This window comes from Chryseolinea serpens (assembly GCF_900129725.1).
GTDB classification, from domain to species: domain Bacteria; phylum Bacteroidota; class Bacteroidia; order Cytophagales; family Cyclobacteriaceae; genus Chryseolinea; species Chryseolinea serpens.
Genome location: NZ_FQWQ01000002.1, coordinates 1,216,577 through 1,235,890 on the forward strand (window position 1 = coordinate 1,216,577; position 19,314 = coordinate 1,235,890).

25 protein-coding genes are annotated in these 19,314 nt (G+C 52.2%); 9 read left to right on the forward strand and 16 right to left on the reverse strand.

Annotated elements, in window-relative coordinates; translation table 11 throughout:
* Nucleotides 1-33: 33 nt before the first annotated feature.
* From BUB30_RS19045 to BUB30_RS19090, 10 genes are all read right to left on the reverse strand, one after another.
* A complete protein-coding gene (locus BUB30_RS19045; RefSeq protein ID WP_073136954.1) occupies nt 34-348 on the reverse strand; it encodes a DUF3817 domain-containing protein in 315 nt (104 codons plus the stop codon).
* A gap of 4 nt (nt 349-352) precedes the next feature.
* Nucleotides 353-814 carry a hypothetical protein gene (locus BUB30_RS19050; RefSeq protein WP_073136956.1) on the reverse strand — a complete coding sequence of 154 codons (462 nt, stop codon included), beginning with the start codon at nt 812-814 and terminating at the stop codon, nt 353-355.
* A gap of 73 nt (nt 815-887) precedes the next feature.
* Entirely contained in the window at nt 888-1,844 is a 957-nt protein-coding gene (locus tag BUB30_RS19055) for a helix-turn-helix domain-containing protein (RefSeq protein WP_073136957.1), read from the reverse strand.
* A 6-nt stretch (nt 1,845-1,850) separates the two neighbouring features.
* Nucleotides 1,851-2,711, reverse strand: a complete 861-nt coding sequence (locus tag BUB30_RS19060; RefSeq protein WP_073136959.1) for an NAD(P)-dependent oxidoreductase — start codon at nt 2,709-2,711, stop codon at nt 1,851-1,853.
* 225 nt (nt 2,712-2,936) lie between these two features.
* Entirely contained in the window at nt 2,937-3,710 is a 774-nt protein-coding gene (locus BUB30_RS19065) for a helix-turn-helix domain-containing protein (RefSeq protein WP_073136961.1), read from the reverse strand.
* 86 nt (nt 3,711-3,796) lie between these two features.
* A complete protein-coding gene (locus tag BUB30_RS19070; RefSeq protein WP_245804128.1) occupies nt 3,797-4,057 on the reverse strand; it encodes a hypothetical protein in 261 nt (86 codons plus the stop codon).
* 97 nt (nt 4,058-4,154) lie between these two features.
* Entirely contained in the window at nt 4,155-4,577 is a 423-nt protein-coding gene (locus BUB30_RS19075; RefSeq protein ID WP_073136963.1) for a VOC family protein, read from the reverse strand.
* Nucleotides 4,578-4,860: 283 nt separating this feature from the next.
* On the reverse strand, nt 4,861-5,244 hold the full coding sequence (locus BUB30_RS19080; RefSeq protein ID WP_073136965.1) for a DUF3037 domain-containing protein: 384 nt from the start codon (nt 5,242-5,244) through the stop codon (nt 4,861-4,863).
* Nucleotides 5,222-6,016 (reverse strand): HipA family kinase, encoded by a 795-nt coding sequence (locus BUB30_RS19085; RefSeq protein WP_073136967.1) that lies wholly within the window; start codon nt 6,014-6,016, stop codon nt 5,222-5,224. Before BUB30_RS19085 ends, BUB30_RS19080 begins: the two co-directional genes overlap by 23 nt.
* Nucleotides 6,017-6,098: 82 nt before the next feature.
* Entirely contained in the window at nt 6,099-7,451 is a 1,353-nt protein-coding gene (locus BUB30_RS19090) for an FAD-binding protein (protein WP_073137429.1), read from the reverse strand.
* A 214-nt stretch (nt 7,452-7,665) separates the two neighbouring features.
* Here BUB30_RS19090 and BUB30_RS19095 point away from each other — a divergent pair, with 214 nt between their 5' ends.
* Complete coding sequence (locus BUB30_RS19095) at nt 7,666-8,286, forward strand: 3-keto-disaccharide hydrolase (RefSeq protein WP_073136969.1); 621 nt, start codon at nt 7,666-7,668, stop codon at nt 8,284-8,286.
* A gap of 34 nt (nt 8,287-8,320) precedes the next feature.
* Here BUB30_RS19095 and BUB30_RS19100 read toward each other — a convergent pair whose 3' ends face one another.
* Nucleotides 8,321-9,364: a GNAT family N-acetyltransferase gene (locus BUB30_RS19100; RefSeq protein WP_073136971.1), complete on the reverse strand. Its 1,044-nt coding sequence runs from the start codon at nt 9,362-9,364 to the stop codon at nt 8,321-8,323.
* A 208-nt stretch (nt 9,365-9,572) separates the two neighbouring features.
* Between BUB30_RS19100 and BUB30_RS19105 the strand changes: the two genes are divergently transcribed.
* The gene (locus BUB30_RS19105; RefSeq protein ID WP_073136973.1) at nt 9,573-10,667 is read left to right on the forward strand and encodes a hypothetical protein; all 1,095 of its coding nucleotides are present in this window, start codon (nt 9,573-9,575) and stop codon (nt 10,665-10,667) included.
* 51 nt (nt 10,668-10,718) lie between these two features.
* Here the strand turns inward: BUB30_RS19105 and BUB30_RS19110 are convergent, their stop codons facing one another.
* The 3 genes from BUB30_RS19110 to BUB30_RS19120 form a co-directional block, all read right to left on the reverse strand.
* Nucleotides 10,719-11,627, reverse strand: a complete 909-nt coding sequence (locus BUB30_RS19110) for an alpha/beta hydrolase (protein ID WP_084138265.1) — start codon at nt 11,625-11,627, stop codon at nt 10,719-10,721.
* 117 nt (nt 11,628-11,744) lie between these two features.
* A complete protein-coding gene (locus BUB30_RS19115; RefSeq protein ID WP_073136975.1) occupies nt 11,745-12,161 on the reverse strand; it encodes a response regulator in 417 nt (138 codons plus the stop codon).
* 164 nt (nt 12,162-12,325) lie between these two features.
* Nucleotides 12,326-12,520 (reverse strand): hypothetical protein, encoded by a 195-nt coding sequence (locus BUB30_RS19120; RefSeq protein WP_073136977.1) that lies wholly within the window; start codon nt 12,518-12,520, stop codon nt 12,326-12,328.
* 234 nt (nt 12,521-12,754) lie between these two features.
* Here BUB30_RS19120 and BUB30_RS19125 point away from each other — a divergent pair, with 234 nt between their 5' ends.
* From BUB30_RS19125 to BUB30_RS19145, 5 genes are all read left to right on the forward strand, one after another.
* Complete coding sequence (locus BUB30_RS19125) at nt 12,755-13,063, forward strand: antibiotic biosynthesis monooxygenase (protein WP_073136979.1); 309 nt, start codon at nt 12,755-12,757, stop codon at nt 13,061-13,063.
* Between the two features lie 161 nt (nt 13,064-13,224).
* The gene (locus BUB30_RS19130; RefSeq protein WP_073136981.1) at nt 13,225-13,881 is read left to right on the forward strand and encodes a response regulator; all 657 of its coding nucleotides are present in this window, start codon (nt 13,225-13,227) and stop codon (nt 13,879-13,881) included.
* A 156-nt stretch (nt 13,882-14,037) separates the two neighbouring features.
* Complete coding sequence (locus tag BUB30_RS19135; protein WP_073136983.1) at nt 14,038-14,631, forward strand: RNA polymerase sigma factor; 594 nt, start codon at nt 14,038-14,040, stop codon at nt 14,629-14,631.
* A 42-nt stretch (nt 14,632-14,673) separates the two neighbouring features.
* A complete protein-coding gene (locus tag BUB30_RS19140) occupies nt 14,674-15,222 on the forward strand; it encodes a hypothetical protein (RefSeq protein WP_073136985.1) in 549 nt (182 codons plus the stop codon).
* Nucleotides 15,223-15,471: 249 nt separating this feature from the next.
* The gene (locus tag BUB30_RS19145) at nt 15,472-16,881 is read left to right on the forward strand and encodes a sensor histidine kinase (protein WP_073136987.1); all 1,410 of its coding nucleotides are present in this window, start codon (nt 15,472-15,474) and stop codon (nt 16,879-16,881) included.
* On the opposite strand, the gene BUB30_RS19150 is transcribed toward BUB30_RS19145, so the two are convergent.
* Both BUB30_RS19150 and BUB30_RS19155 read right to left on the reverse strand, forming a co-directional pair.
* A complete protein-coding gene (locus BUB30_RS19150; RefSeq protein ID WP_073136989.1) occupies nt 16,878-17,252 on the reverse strand; it encodes a bleomycin resistance protein in 375 nt (124 codons plus the stop codon). The genes BUB30_RS19145 and BUB30_RS19150 overlap by 4 nt on opposite strands.
* Before the next feature lie 42 nt (nt 17,253-17,294).
* Nucleotides 17,295-18,278, reverse strand: a complete 984-nt coding sequence (locus tag BUB30_RS19155) for a GlxA family transcriptional regulator (protein ID WP_073136991.1) — start codon at nt 18,276-18,278, stop codon at nt 17,295-17,297.
* A 144-nt stretch (nt 18,279-18,422) separates the two neighbouring features.
* Here BUB30_RS19155 and BUB30_RS19160 point away from each other — a divergent pair, with 144 nt between their 5' ends.
* Together BUB30_RS19160 and BUB30_RS19165 are read left to right on the forward strand one after the other, a co-directional pair.
* Complete coding sequence (locus BUB30_RS19160) at nt 18,423-18,842, forward strand: VOC family protein (protein WP_073137433.1); 420 nt, start codon at nt 18,423-18,425, stop codon at nt 18,840-18,842.
* A 36-nt stretch (nt 18,843-18,878) separates the two neighbouring features.
* Complete coding sequence (locus BUB30_RS19165; RefSeq protein WP_073136993.1) at nt 18,879-19,256, forward strand: DoxX family protein; 378 nt, start codon at nt 18,879-18,881, stop codon at nt 19,254-19,256.
* Nucleotides 19,257-19,314: the final 58 nt, after the last annotated feature.

Consider the following 19,314-nt stretch of genomic DNA (forward strand, 5'->3'; position numbering starts at 1 on the left):
GTTGTCCCCTTATGCTTTGAAGTGTACCGCTTGCTACTCCGCGGCTGTCGCTTTGCGCAGGATGGTCTTGTCGATATAAAATGTTCCAAACGGAATAAAGCTGGCCAGCAATACTTTCCAGGTGGTGGTCATAAATTTCCAGCGCTGTTCCACCGCCACGCCCAGGGTGATGATGACGTACACCACGAACAACACGCCGTGCACGGGGCCGATGGTCTTCACCAGCATGGGATTGCCCATCCAATATTTGAACGGCATGCCGACAAATACCAGGACGATCAACGACAAACCTTCGAGAAATGCCACCAGGCGCAACCGGCCGAGCGGTGAATAGAGATACTGTTTCATATTTTTAAAATGGTCGGATATACGGACGATGGGCCCACGGCAAAAAGGGCCACGGAACGGCCAGCAATATAACGAGCAGTCCCACGCCAAACCAACCCAGCATGGTCCGGAATTTATCGCGGCTGGAAACTTTTCGTTTTGTCCACGCCGATCCTACCGTGATCATGACCACGGCCACCAGCATACACGTGATGTGGATCCATCCGAAGAATGTCCCTTCCGTAGAGTCTGCCGATGGGTTGGCAGAAAAGTAAGCCTTCACAAAAGGGCTGATCAGGTACAGGTAGAAACCTGCCGTCAATTGAATATGTGCCAACGTCGCGGTCCAGTGACGTACGGACTCATCGTGGTTTGTGAAATCCAGTTGCAGCCGGTAGCCGCGGTAGGCGCGATAAAGGGCATACAACAGGCCGGTCAACACCGCCCACCGAAAGAGAGAATGAAACCACAGGACAAAGGCATACATGGGACGCATCGATTTGTTTCCTCACAAAAGAAGTTGGAAACCCGTTGCTGGATTAGGATGAATGCGGACACTTTCAGGATTTTTCAATCCTTTTCCGGAATTGCAGGGGTGTGACCCCTTCCTGTTTCTTGAACAGACGGCTGAAATAGGATGGATCAAAAAAACCGACCTCCGCCGCGACTTCGCTGACCGACAAACTGCTCTGATGCAGCAGCACCTTCGCTTCCAACACCAGCGCCTCATCGATCCATTTGGTTGGCGACTTGCCGGTAACGGCTTTCACAGACTTATTGAGGTGATTGGCACTGATGTTCAGCAACGCCGCATAGTCGCCAACGCGATGATGCGATTTGCTATGCGTGAAGAGCAACGCCTTGAACCGATTGGTGAGGTGCCCGGCTTGCGATGGCTTATCGACCGATACGTTTGCGCGCGCTTGATTTATTTCACATAACAACGCGATAAAGTTCGACTGGATAACGTCGATGTGCTCCAGTCCATTTTTGGAATATTCGTTGAGCAATCTTTTGAAGAGGTGCTCCACGTGTTGTGACGTTTCGCGGTCCAGGGTGATGCGTGGTGCATTCCATGGTTGAAGAAACTCAAAGTCCCGGAGCAATGCGTTCTTGCTGAACTTTCCCAGCAGGCCGTCATCGCGAAAATGACACAGGTAGCCTTTGTTCACGTCGCGGTGTCGGAATGAGAAAACCTGCGTGGCCGGCACGACCAGGCATTCATCCTTGTAGATCGTATGCGATTCGCTGCCGATGGTCATGTTTGCTTCGCCTGACGTCAGGTAGATCAACGTGTGGGCGGTCGATCGCGCCGGCGGCACAGGTAGTTTGATCAGCCGCAACATGTCCTCTACACGCACGATAAAGAATTTCCCGAAATCCGATTTCAGGATCTCGTCCAGCGCTTGTTCCTGCTGCATGAACCGGTCGCGAAAAGACCGGGTGTCATAGGTTTTGATCTTCGTTTCTTGCGTAACGTTTTTTCCTTTGCCACCCCGGTGTTTCCGCTGTTGCATCCCCTGCTATTTTTTCTCCAGGTATTTGAAAATGGCCATCACATCTTCTTCCGCGAAAGTGGTTTGGGTTGCTTGCTGATAGCTGTCGTGAACGGCCGGGAACATCGGCGTGTCCAATCCCGCGTCTTTCATCAGGCGGAGGTCCTTGGCCATGAGCTTCAAGGCAAACGCAGGCGGAAACGCGTTGGCCACAATGGATGACGATTTCAGTTTCAAGGCCGGGCTGGCAAACGAACCCTCATTCAAAATGGTGAGCATGTCTTCTTTTTTCACGCCGTGCTCTTCGGCAAAGACCACCATCTCGGCAAGGCCCTGTAGTGTCAGCGCCACGAAGTAGTTCATCGCGAGCTTGGCCGAGCTGCCCGCTCCCTGGCCACCCAGATGGAGCGAGATTTTGCCAATAACATCAAAAAGTGGTTTCGCCCGGGCATAGGCCTCTGCCTCACCACCCGCCAGGATAACGAGCGTGCCATCCTGAGCCGGCTTCACACTGCCAGATACCGGTGCTTCCAGGAACGCGATGCCTTTCTCATTGCAACGGTCGGCCAGGTAACGTGACGTTCCGGGCGCTACCGTGCTCATGTCGATCACCAGCTTGCCGGGGTATTCTTTTTGCAACAAGCCGTCTTTTCCATCGAACACCACCTTCACCGCCGCATCATCCGAAACCATCGTGAAGATGATGTCGCATGATTCCATGATCGCGGCAGGGCTTGTGGCCGAAGTTGCTCCGGTCCTTACGGCTTCCGTTTCTTTTTCTTTTGTGCGATTGAAGACCTGGACACTGTAGCCGGCCTTCAACAAATTCTTTACGATGGGTGTGCCCATATTGCCCAGCCCAATCCATCCTACTTTTGGTTTACTCATCTTTTATGGTTTAAAATCCAAAGCTAATGTAGTCGACAAATATTTCGTAGTCGTTCTTCTTCGAATGATCGCCCGATCGAAATGAGGCTCGTCATTTTTAAAAAACACATTGAACCGCCTCGCCTTCGCTAACGCTTCGACGAGCAAAGAAAGACGCCCTCCTTCGCTGAAGCTTCGGCGGGCAGGCAGCAAAAGTCAACGCAAAGAAATGCAAGTGCCCTTTACTTACCAATGCGGTGGAATTTTGAAGAAGTCGTGTGGCGTGAGACCGGTGAATGTTTTGAAATCTTTTATGAAATGTGCCTGATCGAAATAGCCTGCCGCATGGCCGGCATAGGTCAGGCTTTTATGGGTGGAATAATTGTCGATCAATGCTCGCAGCCGCACGAGCGATGAAAAATGTTTGGGTGAAGTGCCTACAATCTTGCGGAAACGTTTCTCGAATGGATCGCGACTGATGGGTAACGTGTCCATGAGCGTGGCGATACGAATGTCGCCTTTTGCTTGCTGTATAGTTTGCACGGCGTGGAGCACCAGGGGATCGTGCGGGGCTTGTCTTTTTGTGGACAAAAGAAATTGTTCTACTAAAGCAATACGCTGGCGGTTGTTCGTGGCTTCCATCAACTGCTCTTCCAACGCCCGGAGCCGATCGCGGCGAACAATGTCCTCCAGGCCAACGCTCGACCCAAACCATTCGTGCAGGGATTCCCGAAACCATGCCGACGCTCCGCCCTCTTCAAAAATGACCAGCAGGGTGGCTGCTCCTTTTTCGTAACGGACAAGCCGGGGTGTTTTTCGCAAGCCGGTGATGATGGAGGTGGGCAACGGTGCCGTGTTGTCCTGTTCCGTGATCGCGATGTCGCCGGCAAGCCGGAAAGCCATCACCATGGATGTGCTGGGCAAAATCCGGTTTTCCATACCCCCATCGCTTGCCACGATCATGAACGCCTTGATGTAAGACCTCAGCGCGGGGGTGGGAATGTATTTTTCTACCTTCATGCGAAATGCAATGTCGTAGAAACGCGGGCGCCCAACAAAAAGTTTGGGTTCCCTTGGGTGAAGTGACGCCCTGGGCAAAAAAAATCCTAGGGCGACAACCGGAACAACGGATCGGCAGGCTGATCTTCCATAGGCAGGACCTCGGCATGAAATCCGAATTCCTCCAAAATATCGATCAGCACCTGCGGCTCCAGTTCATCTGTAGACGATTTCACGCGGAGGATCCGGTCGCAATCATCCAGGTCGAAAGTAGCTTTGTAGTGCGGGCAGGTTTCATGGATGCGGTCGATCAGCATGTTAGCGATGGCACGATGCCGGACGTTGGTTTTAAAAACTTCGATCATCATGATGTAAGCGTTACAGGTGGTCTCAAAAAACTTGAACTAAAGTAAAAGCGGGCCGCCGATAGATGTCCACCGGCAGCCCGCCACCTTCTACCATTTGTTATTTATTCGTATCCTGGTTGATCATCCAGGAGATCCCAAACTTGTCGGTGGCCATTCCAAAGTATGCGCCCCAGGCTTGGTCCGCCATCGGCATCACGGGTGTGCCTCCTGCCGAAAGGGCCTTGAACAGTCTGTCGGCCTCCGCTTTGGAGTCGGGACTCAGGCACAAGTGAATGTTGTTGCCCGGCATCACCTTTTGTCCCATCGATTCCACGGCATCGGTTCCCATGAGCATGTTGCCCCCTATCGGCAGGGATACGTGCATCAGGCCATTCGCTTCTTTGGGCGACATGCCAGCACCGGCCGGTGTCTCGTTGAAGCGTTGTATGAACACAAATTCCCCACCAAATACAGACTTGTAAAAGTTGAACGCTGCTTCCGTGTTGCCCTGGAAGTTCAGATAAGGATTTAAGGTTACCATTTTATTTAATTTTTTAGGTTGATGGATCACGGTTGGTGTCACACGCCCTCTGTATTTCTAAACCGCTCCAGGAGCAGAAATGTTATGCGTGATAACGATACAAATATATTGGCGGTAGCTACAGCAGAGGGTGCCTGAACGCGGCAATTAGAGGGGTGGTTTGCGACACTTTTTCGCTCGAGAGGGGCGAGGAAGTAAAATAGACATGAAAGCTCCCGTGGATCAGGGACGATTGGGCACGTGATGTTTCACGCCCTGCTATTTCAAAGGAAATACTTTTTACTTAGAGCACCAACTCATGATACAGTCGTAACAAGGTTTTGTGTGCGTCGTCACACAATCCTGGGTGCACTTTGGATGTCTGGAGGATCGTGCTGCGCGTGGCCGTGAGCCAGCGGAAACGCTCGGCGATGGAGAGCGCGCCGATGGGGCCGGCGGTGGACCCTCCGTGACAAATGCGCTCGAAAGATTCAATGTGATTGTTCAACTCCACCAGGTCGAGGTCGCCACACAAGGCCTTGATCCGATCCGGGTTTAGGATGAAGCGGGTGTCCAGAAATTTTTGATGTGAGCAATACAGGATCACGCCCACGTTGACGAACTCCTCTCGCTCGACACGGGGCACCACGCGGATGACGGCGTACTCAAACAAGTGACTCTCTTGCATACTGGGCTTCTTTTACAAAAAAATCGGAATGGGCAATGCGCGTGGTCAGAAATTGCGTATAGGCCTCGCGGTGTTTCTCAGGTGTTTCAAAGGGCGTGCCCTCCACGAGCCACTCGTCGGGGATCAGGGCCACGATGTCGCGGATGCGGGCTTCGGTGAGCAGCGCTTTGTATTCGGCGTTCACGGCATCCAGTTCTTTGGCCTGGCGCAGCAGCACGTGATTCTTGACCAATGGGAATGGCTTTTCAGGTTCCTCCCAACCGTTCCAGGAATGATGAAAATACAATGACGCGCCATGATCGATCAACCACAACTCTTTATGCCACCACAACATGTTGGTGTTGCGCGCTGTGCGATCCACGTTCATGAGCAAACTATCGAGCCACACGATCCGGGAGGCCAGGCGCGTGTCTATCGGGATCACCAGGGAATCGAACGTGATGGAACCTGACAGATAGTGGAGCGCGAGGTTCAGGCCCACGCTGGCTTTTAGCAGGTCTTGTATTTCTTCGTCGCCTTCAATTCTTCCGAAGGCGCTGTCGAGGTTGGCGAAAACTATTTCGGGGACCTGCAGGCCCAGGGTGCGCGCGATCTCGCCACCGACCAATTCGGCGATGAGGGCCTTGGTGCCCTGGCCTGCGCCGCGGAACTTCAGCACATATAGAAACTGGTCGTCGGCTTCGGCAATGGCCGGCAGCGATCCGCCTTCACGCAGGGGCGTGACGTAGCGGGTTACGTTTACGGTTCTCAGTTGAGGGCGGTCGTCCTTCATAGGGTGCAAGGGGTTCAGCTTGGGCTGGACAAACGTCTAAAAGTACAACGAAAACGAATACGCACGATACGGGTCTGCATACCTAACTTGCCGGGTAAAGATTGACCTCCAGGAATTCGTTTCTGAATTTACCCTGGGGATCATACTGGCTAAAAATTTTCCGGGCGTCGTCCAGTTTTTCGATGCGCGACTGCAGCACCGATGGCGCCAGGGTGAACAGCTTGCCCCAGTGGGGGCGTGCTCCGAAGGGTGCGAGTTGTTCTTCGATGAGCGGCAGCACCGCCATCACACCATCCCAGTTCTGCTTCCAGGTGGTGTGCAATGCCACGGCATCGCGTTTATAGCAGGGACTTAACCAAAGGTTGTCGGCAGCAATGGTGCGGATCTCCGAGATGAAGATGTGCGGGGCAATCTTATCGTGAAGCTTTTCCATGGCCATCATGGCTTCATAGCCATGTTCGAGCGGCACAAAGTATTCGGATTGCAGTTCTTTGCCGGCGCTGGGAGTGAATCCCATCTTAAAGTGAGGCAGCCGCTCAAACCACGGACCGGGAACGCCCATTTGTTCCGTGCAATTTCCTGCCGGCTGGTCTTCGATGGGGTGCATGTTTTGCGCAGCAAGTTTTGCCCCGTAAAACTCCGGTGCGATGGTGGGAGTCACACCCGCCTCTGCACGACTTTTAATCCAGACCTCATTTACATTTTTGTTCTTCCAATCCGTAAAGAGACTCACGCTATAGCCGCTGGACATGATGTCGAGGAAATTATTCTCCAACGCCTGCATGGGCAGATTGCGATACACCACTTGTTGCACGTTGAAGGTGGGCTCAAGTTGCAGCGTCACCTTCGTGACCACCCCAAGTCCTCCTAAACCAACCACGGCGCCATAGAACACATCGCCATCTTTTTCGGCCGACAAGTTTATGACCTCGCCATTGCCACTCACAAATTCGAGCGCGATAACCTGTGTGGCCAGGTTCCCATTTTTAACCCCCGACCCGTGTGTGGCTGTAGCGATGGAACCGGCGATGGAGATGTGGGGTAACGATGCGAGGTTATGTAACGCAAAACCGTTCTCGTGCAAGTACTGACATACCTCGCCATATTTCACGCCCGCCTCCACGGTGACGGTACCGGCGGTTTTGTCGAGGGAAACGATCTTGTTCAGGTCCCGTGTCGAGATCTGGTTTACCGTGCTGTCGGCAATGCGGTTGAAGGAATGGCGTGAGCCGAGGGCACGCACCTTGTCGCATTGACGTACCGCGGCCTGCACCTCTTCCACAGTTTTGGGATAGAACACATTGCCGGTGCCGTATTCCAGGTTGCCCGACCAGTTTGACAATGGTTTTTTATCGGGCGAACAAGCCACCAGTCGCGATAAAGCCGTGCCGGCCACCAAAGCGGTTGATGCTTTTAGAAATGATCGTTTATCCATGGACATGTTTTTTTGAGGAAGCTGGAGATGGTCTCCGTTAACAAAGATGCAAAAATCGAAGCAATCCAGATGACCCGATGCATTTATTCGGCGAAGCATTTATTCCCGGAGCTACCGCACATCCATTCCGCCTTGCCTCTTGTGTATTCCGTTTGTGGAACCGGTTCGCTTTAGGAAGATTTCGGTATCTTTATTCTTCACAAAAAACTCAGCCATGAAAACCATCGTCACACTCTGCCTGCCCCTCCTCTTGTTGCTCACCCTGTCGTCGCATCGATCGCCCGAACACAAAACCAGCGAATGGATCAGCCTGTGGGATGGCAAGACGTTCGATGGCTGGAAGGCTGCGGAACACCCAGGCACGTTTACCATTGCCGATGGAGCGATCGTCGTGAATGGCGATCGTGCGCACCTGTTCTACGAGGGGCCTGTGATGAACCACACGTTCAAAAATTTTGAGTTCAAAGTCAAGGTCATGACCACACCGGGATCGAACTCCGGCATCTTTATTCACACCGTCTACCAGGAAGATGGATGGCCATCCAAAGGGTATGAGATCCAGGTGAACAATACGCATACCGACTGGCGCAAGACCGGCAGCATCTATGCCATCCAGGATGTGAAAGAAGCTCCTGCAAAAGACAATGAATGGTTCACGCAAAGCATCACCGTGCAAGGCAAAAAGATCACGGTGAAGATCAACGATAAAGTGATCAACGAATACACCGAAGGTGAGAACGGCAAACTCTCCAGCGGCACGTTCGCCTTGCAGGGACATGATCCGAAAAGCAAAGTATACTACAAAGACATCCTGGTGAAACCCCTGCCCGACTAATCGGGCTGTTCACCTTTTATATCATTCAAAAATATTACGATAAGGGCCTGACAAATTTCAGGATCACTTCTGCCATGTCGTGTGGCGACGGCGTTGAAAAAATTTCTTGTTCCACCAGGAGGAGATGGCGCGAGTAAAAGTCCGGATCGGTCGTGGGTTCTTTTGGCGTGAAGGCCGGCGAACAGAGCAGCATGTGAAATTCTCCGTCGCGTACATCAAAAATGACGGTTTGAAGGATGCCATTCTCCGAGGGGTCCGAATATTGCAAAAGCAGAGGAAAATCGAACAACTCGAAGTCCTTCAGGTCGGGCACGAGGTTCGCATCAAAATATTCGTATTTCAAGATCTGGCCAGCCGGCAAAAGTGCATTCAGACTTTCAAGTTTGTTGCGCATCACCTGGTAAGGCACGTCGTCGTCGGTGAATTGGGCGATGGGCACCCACTGCTGGGTGGTGAGTTTTAGAAATTGAAGGGCCGCGCGGCCAATGGTGAGCTTGTAGTCGAAATAGGAGTAGCCGGGGACAAAATATCCCGGATAAAAATACTGGAGCCCCTGCATTTTACAGAAGTCCATTTTCCGGTAGATCAGGTATTTCCCCAGGCTGTATTTTTTGTATTCCGGGTCGTACACCGAGGTAATGCCCATGGCGCTGTTTAGTCCCAGGTCAAAAAATCCCACGGCGATAAGCTTTTCGCCATCGTGTACCGTTATCTCGTAGGTGTTGTAGATGGTGTTCACGGCGCGCTTGCCATACAACAATTGACCCAGCGAGGCCGATGGCTCGAACGCCAGCGGCTGCCGGTAACGGTGATAGAGCGCTTCGTGTTCGGAAGTGAGCACCGCCGGCTGAATGCGGGTTCGGAAATTTTTGTTCTGCCGGAACAATTTTGCCTGGACGCTGTCATTACCAAAACTCCCGAGCGCTACACGCAGCCAAATGGCGCTATACATTTGGTCCGAAAAATGCAGGAAGTTTGTGGTGAAGATGGTTTGACCCATCCTAAACCAGCCTCGCGCCAGGTAGGCATCCAGCGCTTGCGGATCTAAATGGTCGGGTTGCTCAACCTGGGCAAACATAGCGGAGTTAAAAAATAGCGCGTGACGGTCATCAAAAAAGGATATCGAATGCGTAAATATAATGGTCCGGAATAATTTTCTCCGGATTTCGGAAGACAACCGGAAAATTGGCAGAATCCTTGATCATACCTGCTTAAACCCCGCCCCCTCAACCTAGTCTAACCCAAAAGGCGTGCAGTCCTGAAGTGCAGACATAAACAATGCAGACATGAAAACAACGAAGATCATATTCATCATAGCCTATACGCTCGTCGCCGGGGTGCTCCCGGCGCAAAACAGCGTGGCGCAAGATTCCACCGGTCTGCCGGGCGATAACTTCAGCCTGGAAGGCGCCCTGGAAATGTTCAAAAAAGCGGGTTCGCCGGAGGAATTCGAGCGCATGATCAACACCGAAAACAACGGCGTGAACAACCTGGATCTGAACGGCGACGGTGACATCGACTACATCCGGGTGATCGACAAACGCGACGGCGACAATCACGCCTTCGTTCTCCAGGATGCCGTATCCGAAACCGAGAACCAGGACATCGCCGTAGTGGAAGTGGAGCGGAAAGGAAATCAAAACGTGGTGCTCCAAATCGTGGGTGACGAAGATATTTACGGTGAGCAATTGATCGTGGAGCCGCAAGCCACCCAATCCACCCCAGCCAGCCAGCCCGCACCCGCCGCGGCTGTAACGCCGCCGGTAGTCGTCAATGTTTGGGGTTGGCCTGCCGTGCAATATGTCTACGGCCCTTCGTATGTGGTCTGGGCGTCGCCGTGGGTTTGGGGTGGATGGCCCCTGTGGTGGCATCCCTGGCGTCCGTGGGGCTGGCATAGATTCTACACCTATTGCTCGCCATACCGTCCCTATTATCGCGTGGTGAATTATCACCGGGTGGCGTACGCGCACCGCATGTACTCGCCCATGCGATCGACCTCGGTCATCGTGCGGACCCGTACAGCACCGGCGGTCACACACTATCGTTATACTCGATCGGTTTACCACCCGTCCAGTAGCCACTACGTGAACCGGACGCGAACCACCGCCGACTATGGCACCCACGGTCGCACACGACCCACGACCTACCAGGGAACCAATGGCCGAACCAGGACCGCCACCTACCAGGGGACCAACGGACGAACCCGGACCAGCACGTACCAGGGAACCAATGGCCGGACACGATCCACAACGGTTCACGGCACCAGCGGCCGGTCGCGCACCACGGTGGTTCACGGAGGAACCGGTGGCAGGACACATGCCTCAACACCTCACGGAACCGGTGGCCACTCGCATTCCGTGCGCGCGCCATCGCATCATTAAGATTCTGAAGAATAAATTTGGAGAGGGCATCCGCCGTGGCGGATGCCTTTTTTATTTCATGATGCTATCCAGGAAGGCAAACAATTTTGTGCGCACTTCCTCCGTGTCGAACATTTCGCCATAGTGCGGAGCGCCTTTCACGACGGTCAGCTCGTTCTTTACGTGGGCTACGTCCAGATAGGCTTTGAGCAGATACGATTGCACTTGCGGAACGTCCTGGTCCTTTTCGCCGTGAACAATAAAAAAGGGTGGGTCATTTTTATCGACGTAGGTCACCGGGCTCGCCGTGTTGCTGAGGTCGGGGCGTTTCAATGGAGACGCGCCGAGCAATTTGGTGACCGGTGTGTCGTCTGCTGCGTTGGGATCTGCATTGCCGTAGAAAAGCAGAAAGTTGCTGGGTCCATAAAAATCCAACACGGCTTTGATGGAAAATGAGGGCTTCTTATTCCCCGCATAAAAACCCGGTTGGTTTTGGTTGTTCGACAGGGCCAACAGCGACGCCAGGTGTCCACCGGCAGAGAAACCCATCAGCACAAATTTATTCTTATCGAGCTTGTAGGTTGCTGCATGGTTGTACAGGAATTCGACCGCCTGGTTACAGTCCTGGATCTGAGCCGGGAATACCGCGGTGGTGCTGTGACGATAGTCGATGGAAGCCAGCGCATATCCTTTTTCCAGGATCGTGCGGATGGTGTTCTTCATATAGCCCATGTCCGCATACTTATCATTCAACATCCACGCGCCTCCATGCACCCAGATCACTAGCGGCGTGCTGGCGGTGGCTTTGGCGGGGAGGTAAATATCCAGTAAATGTTTTTTTAGCGTATCGTTGGCATAGGCTATGTTTTGGTGCATGACCGTGCCTTCGGGGAAGATCGATTTGATCCGGTCAGGCTGTGCCGTAACGTGCAGGGTAACGCAAAAGAAGACGAAGACAAAAGCGGGCAAGAGAGGTTTCATCTGCATACGGGTTATGAATATGAAATGTAGGAAATTGGGCACTGAAAAGCTTCGTCCCTATTTTTTTTGTTTCGGGCGGGCCTGGGGTGAGCGTAAGGGAAACGGTATTCGCCCGGGCTAATTGATTTTATAGACCTGCGAAGATTTCAGGTTCTTCAAAATAGATTCGAGGTCCTGGCGCAGTTTAGCATAATTTGTGGCTTTGCAGAGATAATCGGACGCGCCCAGTTCCAGGCATCGCACCACTTCGTTCTCGGTGCTGGAAGTCGAGTACATCACCACCGGGAGTTTCTTCAAGTATTTGTCACGACGAATCTCCATTAGGCACTCTTTGCCGTTGATGAGGGGCATGTTGATGTCGAGGAAGACAATATCGGGGAGGACGATCGCTTCCCGTAGTACCTTCAGCGCCTGAAGGCCGTCGGCCGCATACAGGAATAGGATGGAGCGATCGATCTCGCGCAAAATCTCTTGAAACAATTCGACGTCGTCTGCATCATCATCCGCATACAACACACAGATCTTTTTCTCCATATTTTAAACACCAGAGAACGGGGCTATAGACAGGTGTTCTCCTCCCGGCAAAAATAATGTTTTCGCGAAAGGAAATCTATACCCGAATAAATAAACCATCCCAGTCCTGTAGCTACAACAATTGTTGCCTTCAGGTTTAAGACTGCAATCGATAAAGCAGGTCCTTAGGAGGATTTTGCTCTCGCCTTTTTCAGGCGGGCTTGTTCGGCCGGGGACTCGTTGCCCTCCCTCACTTTTTGGGGCGTCGACGTTTCCGGGCGACGGGTGTCGTAGGAGGTGAACTTCCGGTCGTCGTTGCTTCCCTTCGTCGAGGGGGTTTTGCGGTCGTGATCGTTTGGATTTTTTGGTACCTTTTTCATAGTGCGTTGTGAACAGCAGTCATGGATAGCAACTACAATTTCATGCCACCGTTGATCCTTCAAAACCGGCTCTCCGGGGGTGCCTCCTCACGTGTATGGGGTAGTTTTCCGAATCTCTGGGGATTTTTGCCTACAGGATCCTTGCCGGTCGTCGAAAAATCGGATTTCTAAAATACATTTCAGTTTGATCGCATGAACTATTTACAGACTTTCACCCGCAAAACCCTCTGACAAATGATCACCCGAATCTGGCATGGGAGAACCGCTCCGAAACACGCAGCATCCTATCTCCAATTTCTCCTCCACGAAGGCACACGCGAATACCTGCAAACACCCGGAAACCTATCGGTCAAAGTATGGCAAAAGATGGACCCCGATTGTTGTCATTTCTGGACAGTAACCGAATGGACCAATATTGAGGCAATCAAAAAATTTGCAGGAGAGGACTATAACAAGGCGAAGTACTATCCGGAGGATGAAGGGATATTGCTGGAGTTTGAGGAAGGCGTTGAGCATTGTGAGAGTTTTGTCGTAAGGGAATGATCCGGAGCCCGAATGCCTGGCTACCAAATACTGGCTACTGAACACCAACTCCTAGATTCTGGCTTCTGGCTCCTAGCCTTTGGATCGCCCGAATGCCTTTTCTTTTTGAATGGTAAAATTAAATTACGGTAGTTGCCGTTTATTTTTTGTAAAATAGGATTATGAGCAAGATCAAGGTATTGTTGGCCGATGACCATAAGATCATTCGGATTGGGTTGCGGGGGATACTGGAGCGCGAGGACGACATGGAGGTTGTGGGGGAGGCTGAGAGCGGGACGGAGGTGTTGGATATGCTTCAAAAGACCGTGACGGATGTGGTGTTGATGGATATCGACATGGGGCGGAGCAATGGAACGGAAACCACGCGGAAGGTACGGGCGATGTTTCCGGATGTCAGGGTGCTGGCGTTGACCATGCATGAAGAAGCAGAACACATCATTTATATGTTGGAGGCGGGTGCGAGCGGCTATTTGTTAAAGAATGTGGGGCGCGATGAGCTGCTGTCTGCTATCCGCACCGTTGTGCAGGGGAATAGTTATTTTAGTCATACCGTGTCGGCCACATTGCTGAAGGCCATTACCGATCTGAAAAGCAAGCCCGCTTCGGCTGCCAAACAAGCTTCGGGTTCGCCCCTTTCCGATCGCGAGATCGAAGTGCTCAAGCTCATCGCTCAGGAACACTCCAATGGGGAGATCGCCGAAAAGCTTTTCATCAGCATTCGCACGGTGGACACACACCGCAGAAACATCCTGGAAAAATTACAGGTAAAGAATACGGCGGGGCTTGTCAAATACGCCATCGAAAAAGCCCTTATTTAGGTCAATTTCACGCGTGGATTACGAGAAATGCGCAGCGGCTACGAGAATTGCGTAGGGCGCTAAGGGTTTTACCGGTTTTTTAAAATACGCTTTTATACTCTACCCCGCTGGTTTGGGATGAGCCACCTTTAGGCATCATTTCAAAACCCCCAGCGTATGAAAACCGAAGTCCGCAAATCCGACGAAGAACTGATCACCTCCATCCTGGCAAACGACACCGATGCGCTTGGTGAATTATATAACCGCTATTACAAAAAAGTTTTCCAAAAATGCCTCTCGCTGGTGAAAGATCCGGACGAGGCGTTTGACCTGGCGCAGGAGGCCCTGTTGAAGGCTTTCGATCATCTGAAGAATTTCCGGAAGGATTCCTCCTTTTCCACCTGGCTGTATATCATCGCGCACCGCCATTGCCTGTTGGCGCTGCGGAAGAAGAATAAAAACGGCGTGCAATCCACCGAAGCGTTGGATGAGGAAGCCGACCGTCTTGCCGAAAATTCCGACGAAGTGGAGCGTCGCATCGAATCAGAAACCATCATGTTCAGCCTCATCAACCAGTTGCCCGAAGCCGACAAAGAACTGCTCTTCCTGAAATACCGCGAAGGCGAGTCCATCGAATCGCTCCAGGAAAAATTGCAGCTTTCCACCAGCGCCATCAAAATGCGTCTGAAACGTTCCAAGGAAAAATTGAACAACGTCTATGTGGTCGCCCTTAGCGTTGGCCTAGCGGAAGCGTTGGCCATGTTGGCATAATGTGACTTTCCCGCTTTTCGCGCTCTAAAGAAAAATGGCAGTATGACCAAGACCATTCTCTATCCTTTCCGGATCGATCATGATTTTCGCATGGGCTATGCCTGGTCGGCCGAACTGGCGCGCCGGCTAAAGGGTCGTTTGTCGCTGTTCACCACCGTGACGGAATCTACGGGGGAATCGCTGGAGGAGGTCTATCATTCGCTGGCCGATGCGCAAGGCTTTTACGTAAAGAATTTCCAACTGCTCCAGCTCCGGCTTAAACCTGTGCGATCGGAACGGAATTTTTTAAAGGGCGAATTCCTGCCCACGTTTCGTGATTTCGTGAACCGGGATCTACCGCACATCCTGGTCCTGCCCTCCCTCATTTTTCCCAACGATGTGATCAAGGAATATATCGCGGCCGGTCAACCGCTGGCCGTGCTGCCATCCTTCCAGCATTCAGAAATCCCCACCACGCGAAGAGATCGCTCGCAGTGGTTCATCGGGATGTTGAAAGATGTTGCCCTCTATAACGTGCCCGCGTCCTTCTTTGTCACCATCAGCGAAGACCAGGGGCTTTTCAATTCCATCGCGGCTTTTTTCAGGAAATAGATCATCCTCAAAAAAAAAGCCACTCATCCCTGAGTGGCTCTACCCTACCTAATCCTGCAAAACCTGTCTACCATTTTCCGGGCCGTATGGATTTGGTCCGGCGACTTGTTTCCCTTTAGATGACTCACCGGGGACAAAGTCACAGCACCAGCAAATTTTCATATTGACCGTTTATAGGGCAGAGCGCCCGGCTTGCCGTTTCCGGCGTATATTTTCCCTATTTTAGACGCCAAATCGGGAACCCCTCGCATGAAGATAAAACCCAACCGGTTACAGGCCACCGGCATCTATGTCTTACTCGTGCTCTCCATTTTGTTGGTGATCGTGAGTGCTTACATCACGCACTATAACACGGTTGAAAAAGAGGAGTCGACACAGACCGTGATCCGGCGCTACCGTTCCATCGAGTCGGCCACGAAGCTGCTGTCGCTTATTCACGACATGGAGTCGGCGCAACGGGGCTATATTCTTTCCGGTGACAGTATTTTCTTAACGCCCTATCGACAGGCCCAGGATGGGATCTCAACCGAAACCAACACCTTAAAAAAACTGATCAACGACAACGAGGAGCAAACCCGTTTTCTGGAGGGAGAAATCCTGCAGGGGATCCAGCGGCGCTCGCAAGACCTGGACAGTGGCATCCGCATCTTTAATGCCCACGGCAAAGACAGCGCCGCACATCGCCTGAACATCAAGACCGGACAGACCCACATGGACTCGTTGCGTGTTTTGGTGGAGGACCTCGTACGCCGGGAGCGTCTGCTGCTGGCCCGCCAAAACGAGACGCTGGAAAAGAACATGAGCATGGAGGACAGCGTACGCTTCTTTGCTTTCTCCCTCATCGGTCTCACATCGCTGGTGGCCCTGGTCGCGTTGATCGAACGGCAACGGAACATCAAGAATCTCGTCGAGACTTTAAATCGCGCCAACGAGGCCCTGGAAGAAAAAGTGCAGGAGCGCACCAAGCAACTCGTGGAAGCCAATGCGGCGAAAGATCATTTCCTCGGCATTGCGTCGCATGACCTGAAGGCACCCTTGTCGGGCATCCTCCGGCTCATCGAGTTGATGAAACTGGAAGAGTCCGGTCGCGTGGAAAAAGACCGGGAATACCTCAACTACATGGAGGACGCCTGTCACGACATGCTGCGCCTCATCCTGAACCTGCTCGACATCAACCGCATCGAACGCGGGGCCACGCCCATCGCGAAACAGCCGGTGGAGGTGGGCAAGCTCATGGCCAAACTGGAGAATGAATTTTCGCACCAGGCCCGGCTGAAGCACATCGATTTCAAGGCGGTGATCATGCCGGGTCTGCTCTATACCGACGCCGACGCGTTGTCGCGCATATTGGAAAATCTTCTCTCCAATGCTATCAAATTTTCGCCGCGCCACCGGGTCGTACAATTGCATGTCGAAAAAAATAGCGATGGCTTTCGCTTCACCGTCACGGACGAAGGACCGGGCATCCCGGAAGAAGACCTTCCCTATCTCTTCGGAAAATTCCAAAAGCTCTCCAATAAACCCACCGGTGGCGAAGGCTCGACCGGGCTGGGACTATCGATCGCCAAAGAGCTGACGCAACTGTTGGGAGGGGAGATCACCGTCACCAGCGCGTTGGCCAAAGGAACGGTGTTTGTGGTGACGATCCCGGAAAGCTAAGCGGGGCGTTGGACAAACCGTAGCGTGTTCCCATCGGGATCATCCACATAGAATTCGCGCGTTCCCCAGGTTTGATCCGTCGGACCCTGATGAACCGGTGAATCCATCTTTGAGGTCGTGTTCAACCCGCGCGCTACATACTGCTGAAAAAGATGATCGATGTCGTGAACCAGGACGGAGGCCACATTGCCAAAGGTACCGTCGCCGGAATGACTGGACAGGTGCAACTCGGCACCCTCCCGGCTGACAATACCAAAGGACGGCGATCCGGTTTCGGGCCACGTTCCATGGTGCTTGAAGTCGAGCACGGTTGTATAGAAGGCCACTGATCGCGCCACGTCCCGGCATCGCATTGAAGGAATGATGTTCATAGCCTTTGCTTAAGGATGATGGTAACACAGATCTAAACGAGATCACACTGTGACCTCCAGCTTATTGTATTTATTCCTGTACTCAACCGGGGTTAGCCCCGTAATTTTTTTGAAAATGGTACGGAACGCTTTTGTGTCGGTGTAGCCGACATCGTAGATCACTTCGTTGATGTTTTTGCCACTCGTTTCAAAATCACGTTTTGCCGCTTCGATCTTGATGCGTTGGATATATTCCATCACGGTATTGCCCGTGGCTTTTTTGAACCGGCGCTCGAAGCTTCTTCTGCCCAAGGCAAATTGGTGAGAAAGTTTATCGACCGTGATGCGATCCTGGTAGTTGCCTTCAATAAAGGCCTGCACTTGTTTGATGGGCTCGTCCTGGTGTGACTTCTGTCCTTCAAAAATGATGAACGGCGATTGGCTTTGACGGTCGATGTCGATCGCGTAGGATTTCGAGGCGAGCACAGCGATGTCGCGGCCGGCCATTCTTTCCACGAGGTACAGGATCAGGTTGAGGTATGAATAGGCTCCACCGCTGGTGTAGATGCGATCTTTTTCGGTGATGATCTTATTGTCCATCAGGTTCACCTGCGGGAACATTTGTCGGAATGCGGAGGCCATCTTCCAATGGGTGGCGCAAGGCTTGTCGTCGAGTAGGCCTGTGGAAGCCAGAAAGAATGCGCCCAGGCATAAGCTTGCCACGGATGCGCCTTGTGCGTATTGCGATTTTATCCAGGGAATAAATTCGGCGTTCATCTCCATGGCTTGCTTCTGGTCGCCGTGCACGGAGGGGATGACGATGAGGTCGGTCTTTTTTACATCGCGGATCAGTACATGGGGCGCGATCGTGAAAAGACCGTTGCGCTGGCTGGTTCCTTTTTCAATGCCGACCAACTGCACGGTGAACATGGGCGCTCTGCCGAGCTCGTTCAGAAAAACATTCAGCTCCGAGAAGATCTGGTGACTCCCTTCAATGTTCACCAGGCTGGTATGGCCGCGCGGTACGAGAATGGATATGTGTTTCATGATAGTAAATATAAAACAATGTTCGTCCCTAAATCAATCGTGTCGGAATCAACCTTTCAATTGACGGAATCCCCCCTTTTCATTCCCCCTGTGACGCCCCAACTTTGTGTCATCAAACCAGACCTGATCCAAACATCGAAAAATATGGCCAGCATCAGTTCCTATCTCACATTTTCCGGCAATTGCCTCGAGGCGATGACCTTCTACAAGGAGTGCCTGGGGGGTGAGTTGGTGTTACAGACGGTAGGGGAATCACCCCTGGCCGCATTCATGCCGTCGCATATGAAACACTATGTGCTCAACTCCACGCTCACCAACGACACCCTGGTGCTGATGGGCTCCGACATGGTTCCGGAGACGGGGCTTTCGCATGGAAATTCCATTTCCATGATGCTCCGCTGCAACAGCGAAGAACAGGCCCGCACCTATTATTCACGTCTCGCGACCGATGGCGTGCCAACGCATCCCCTGGAAGACACGTTTTGGGGCGCCGTGTTTGGTGATCTCACCGACAAATTCGGCAACCACTGGCTCCTTTATTTTGAAAAAAAATCTAATGCTTAACTTTCTTAACAACTACATCCAAAACCTTAAAACGTCATGAAAAAAATTAACATCCTGTATTGGATCTTCACCGGGTTCTTCGCCGCCCTGATGATCTTTTCATCTTTCTCCAATATCGTCACTGCGCCCGATGCTGTGGAATTGATAAAAACAAAATTGGGGTATCCCACCTATATCATTCCCTTTCTTGGGGTAGCGAAATTTGTGGGCGCCATCACCATCCTCATTCCCCGCTTTCCACGACTGAAGGAATGGGCCTATGCCGGACTGATGTTCGACCTGATCGGTGCAACCTATTCGGCATTCGCGATTGGCGAAGCAGGCGCGGCGTTCATGTTCATCTTTGTCGCCCTCGGATTTACTTCCTATTACTTCTATCGCCGGAGAGAAACGATGATGGCGGCGTCGAAATAATTTTCCGCTAATCAATTATCAACACGACATCAGAACCGGCATCCCTTGCCGGTTCTTT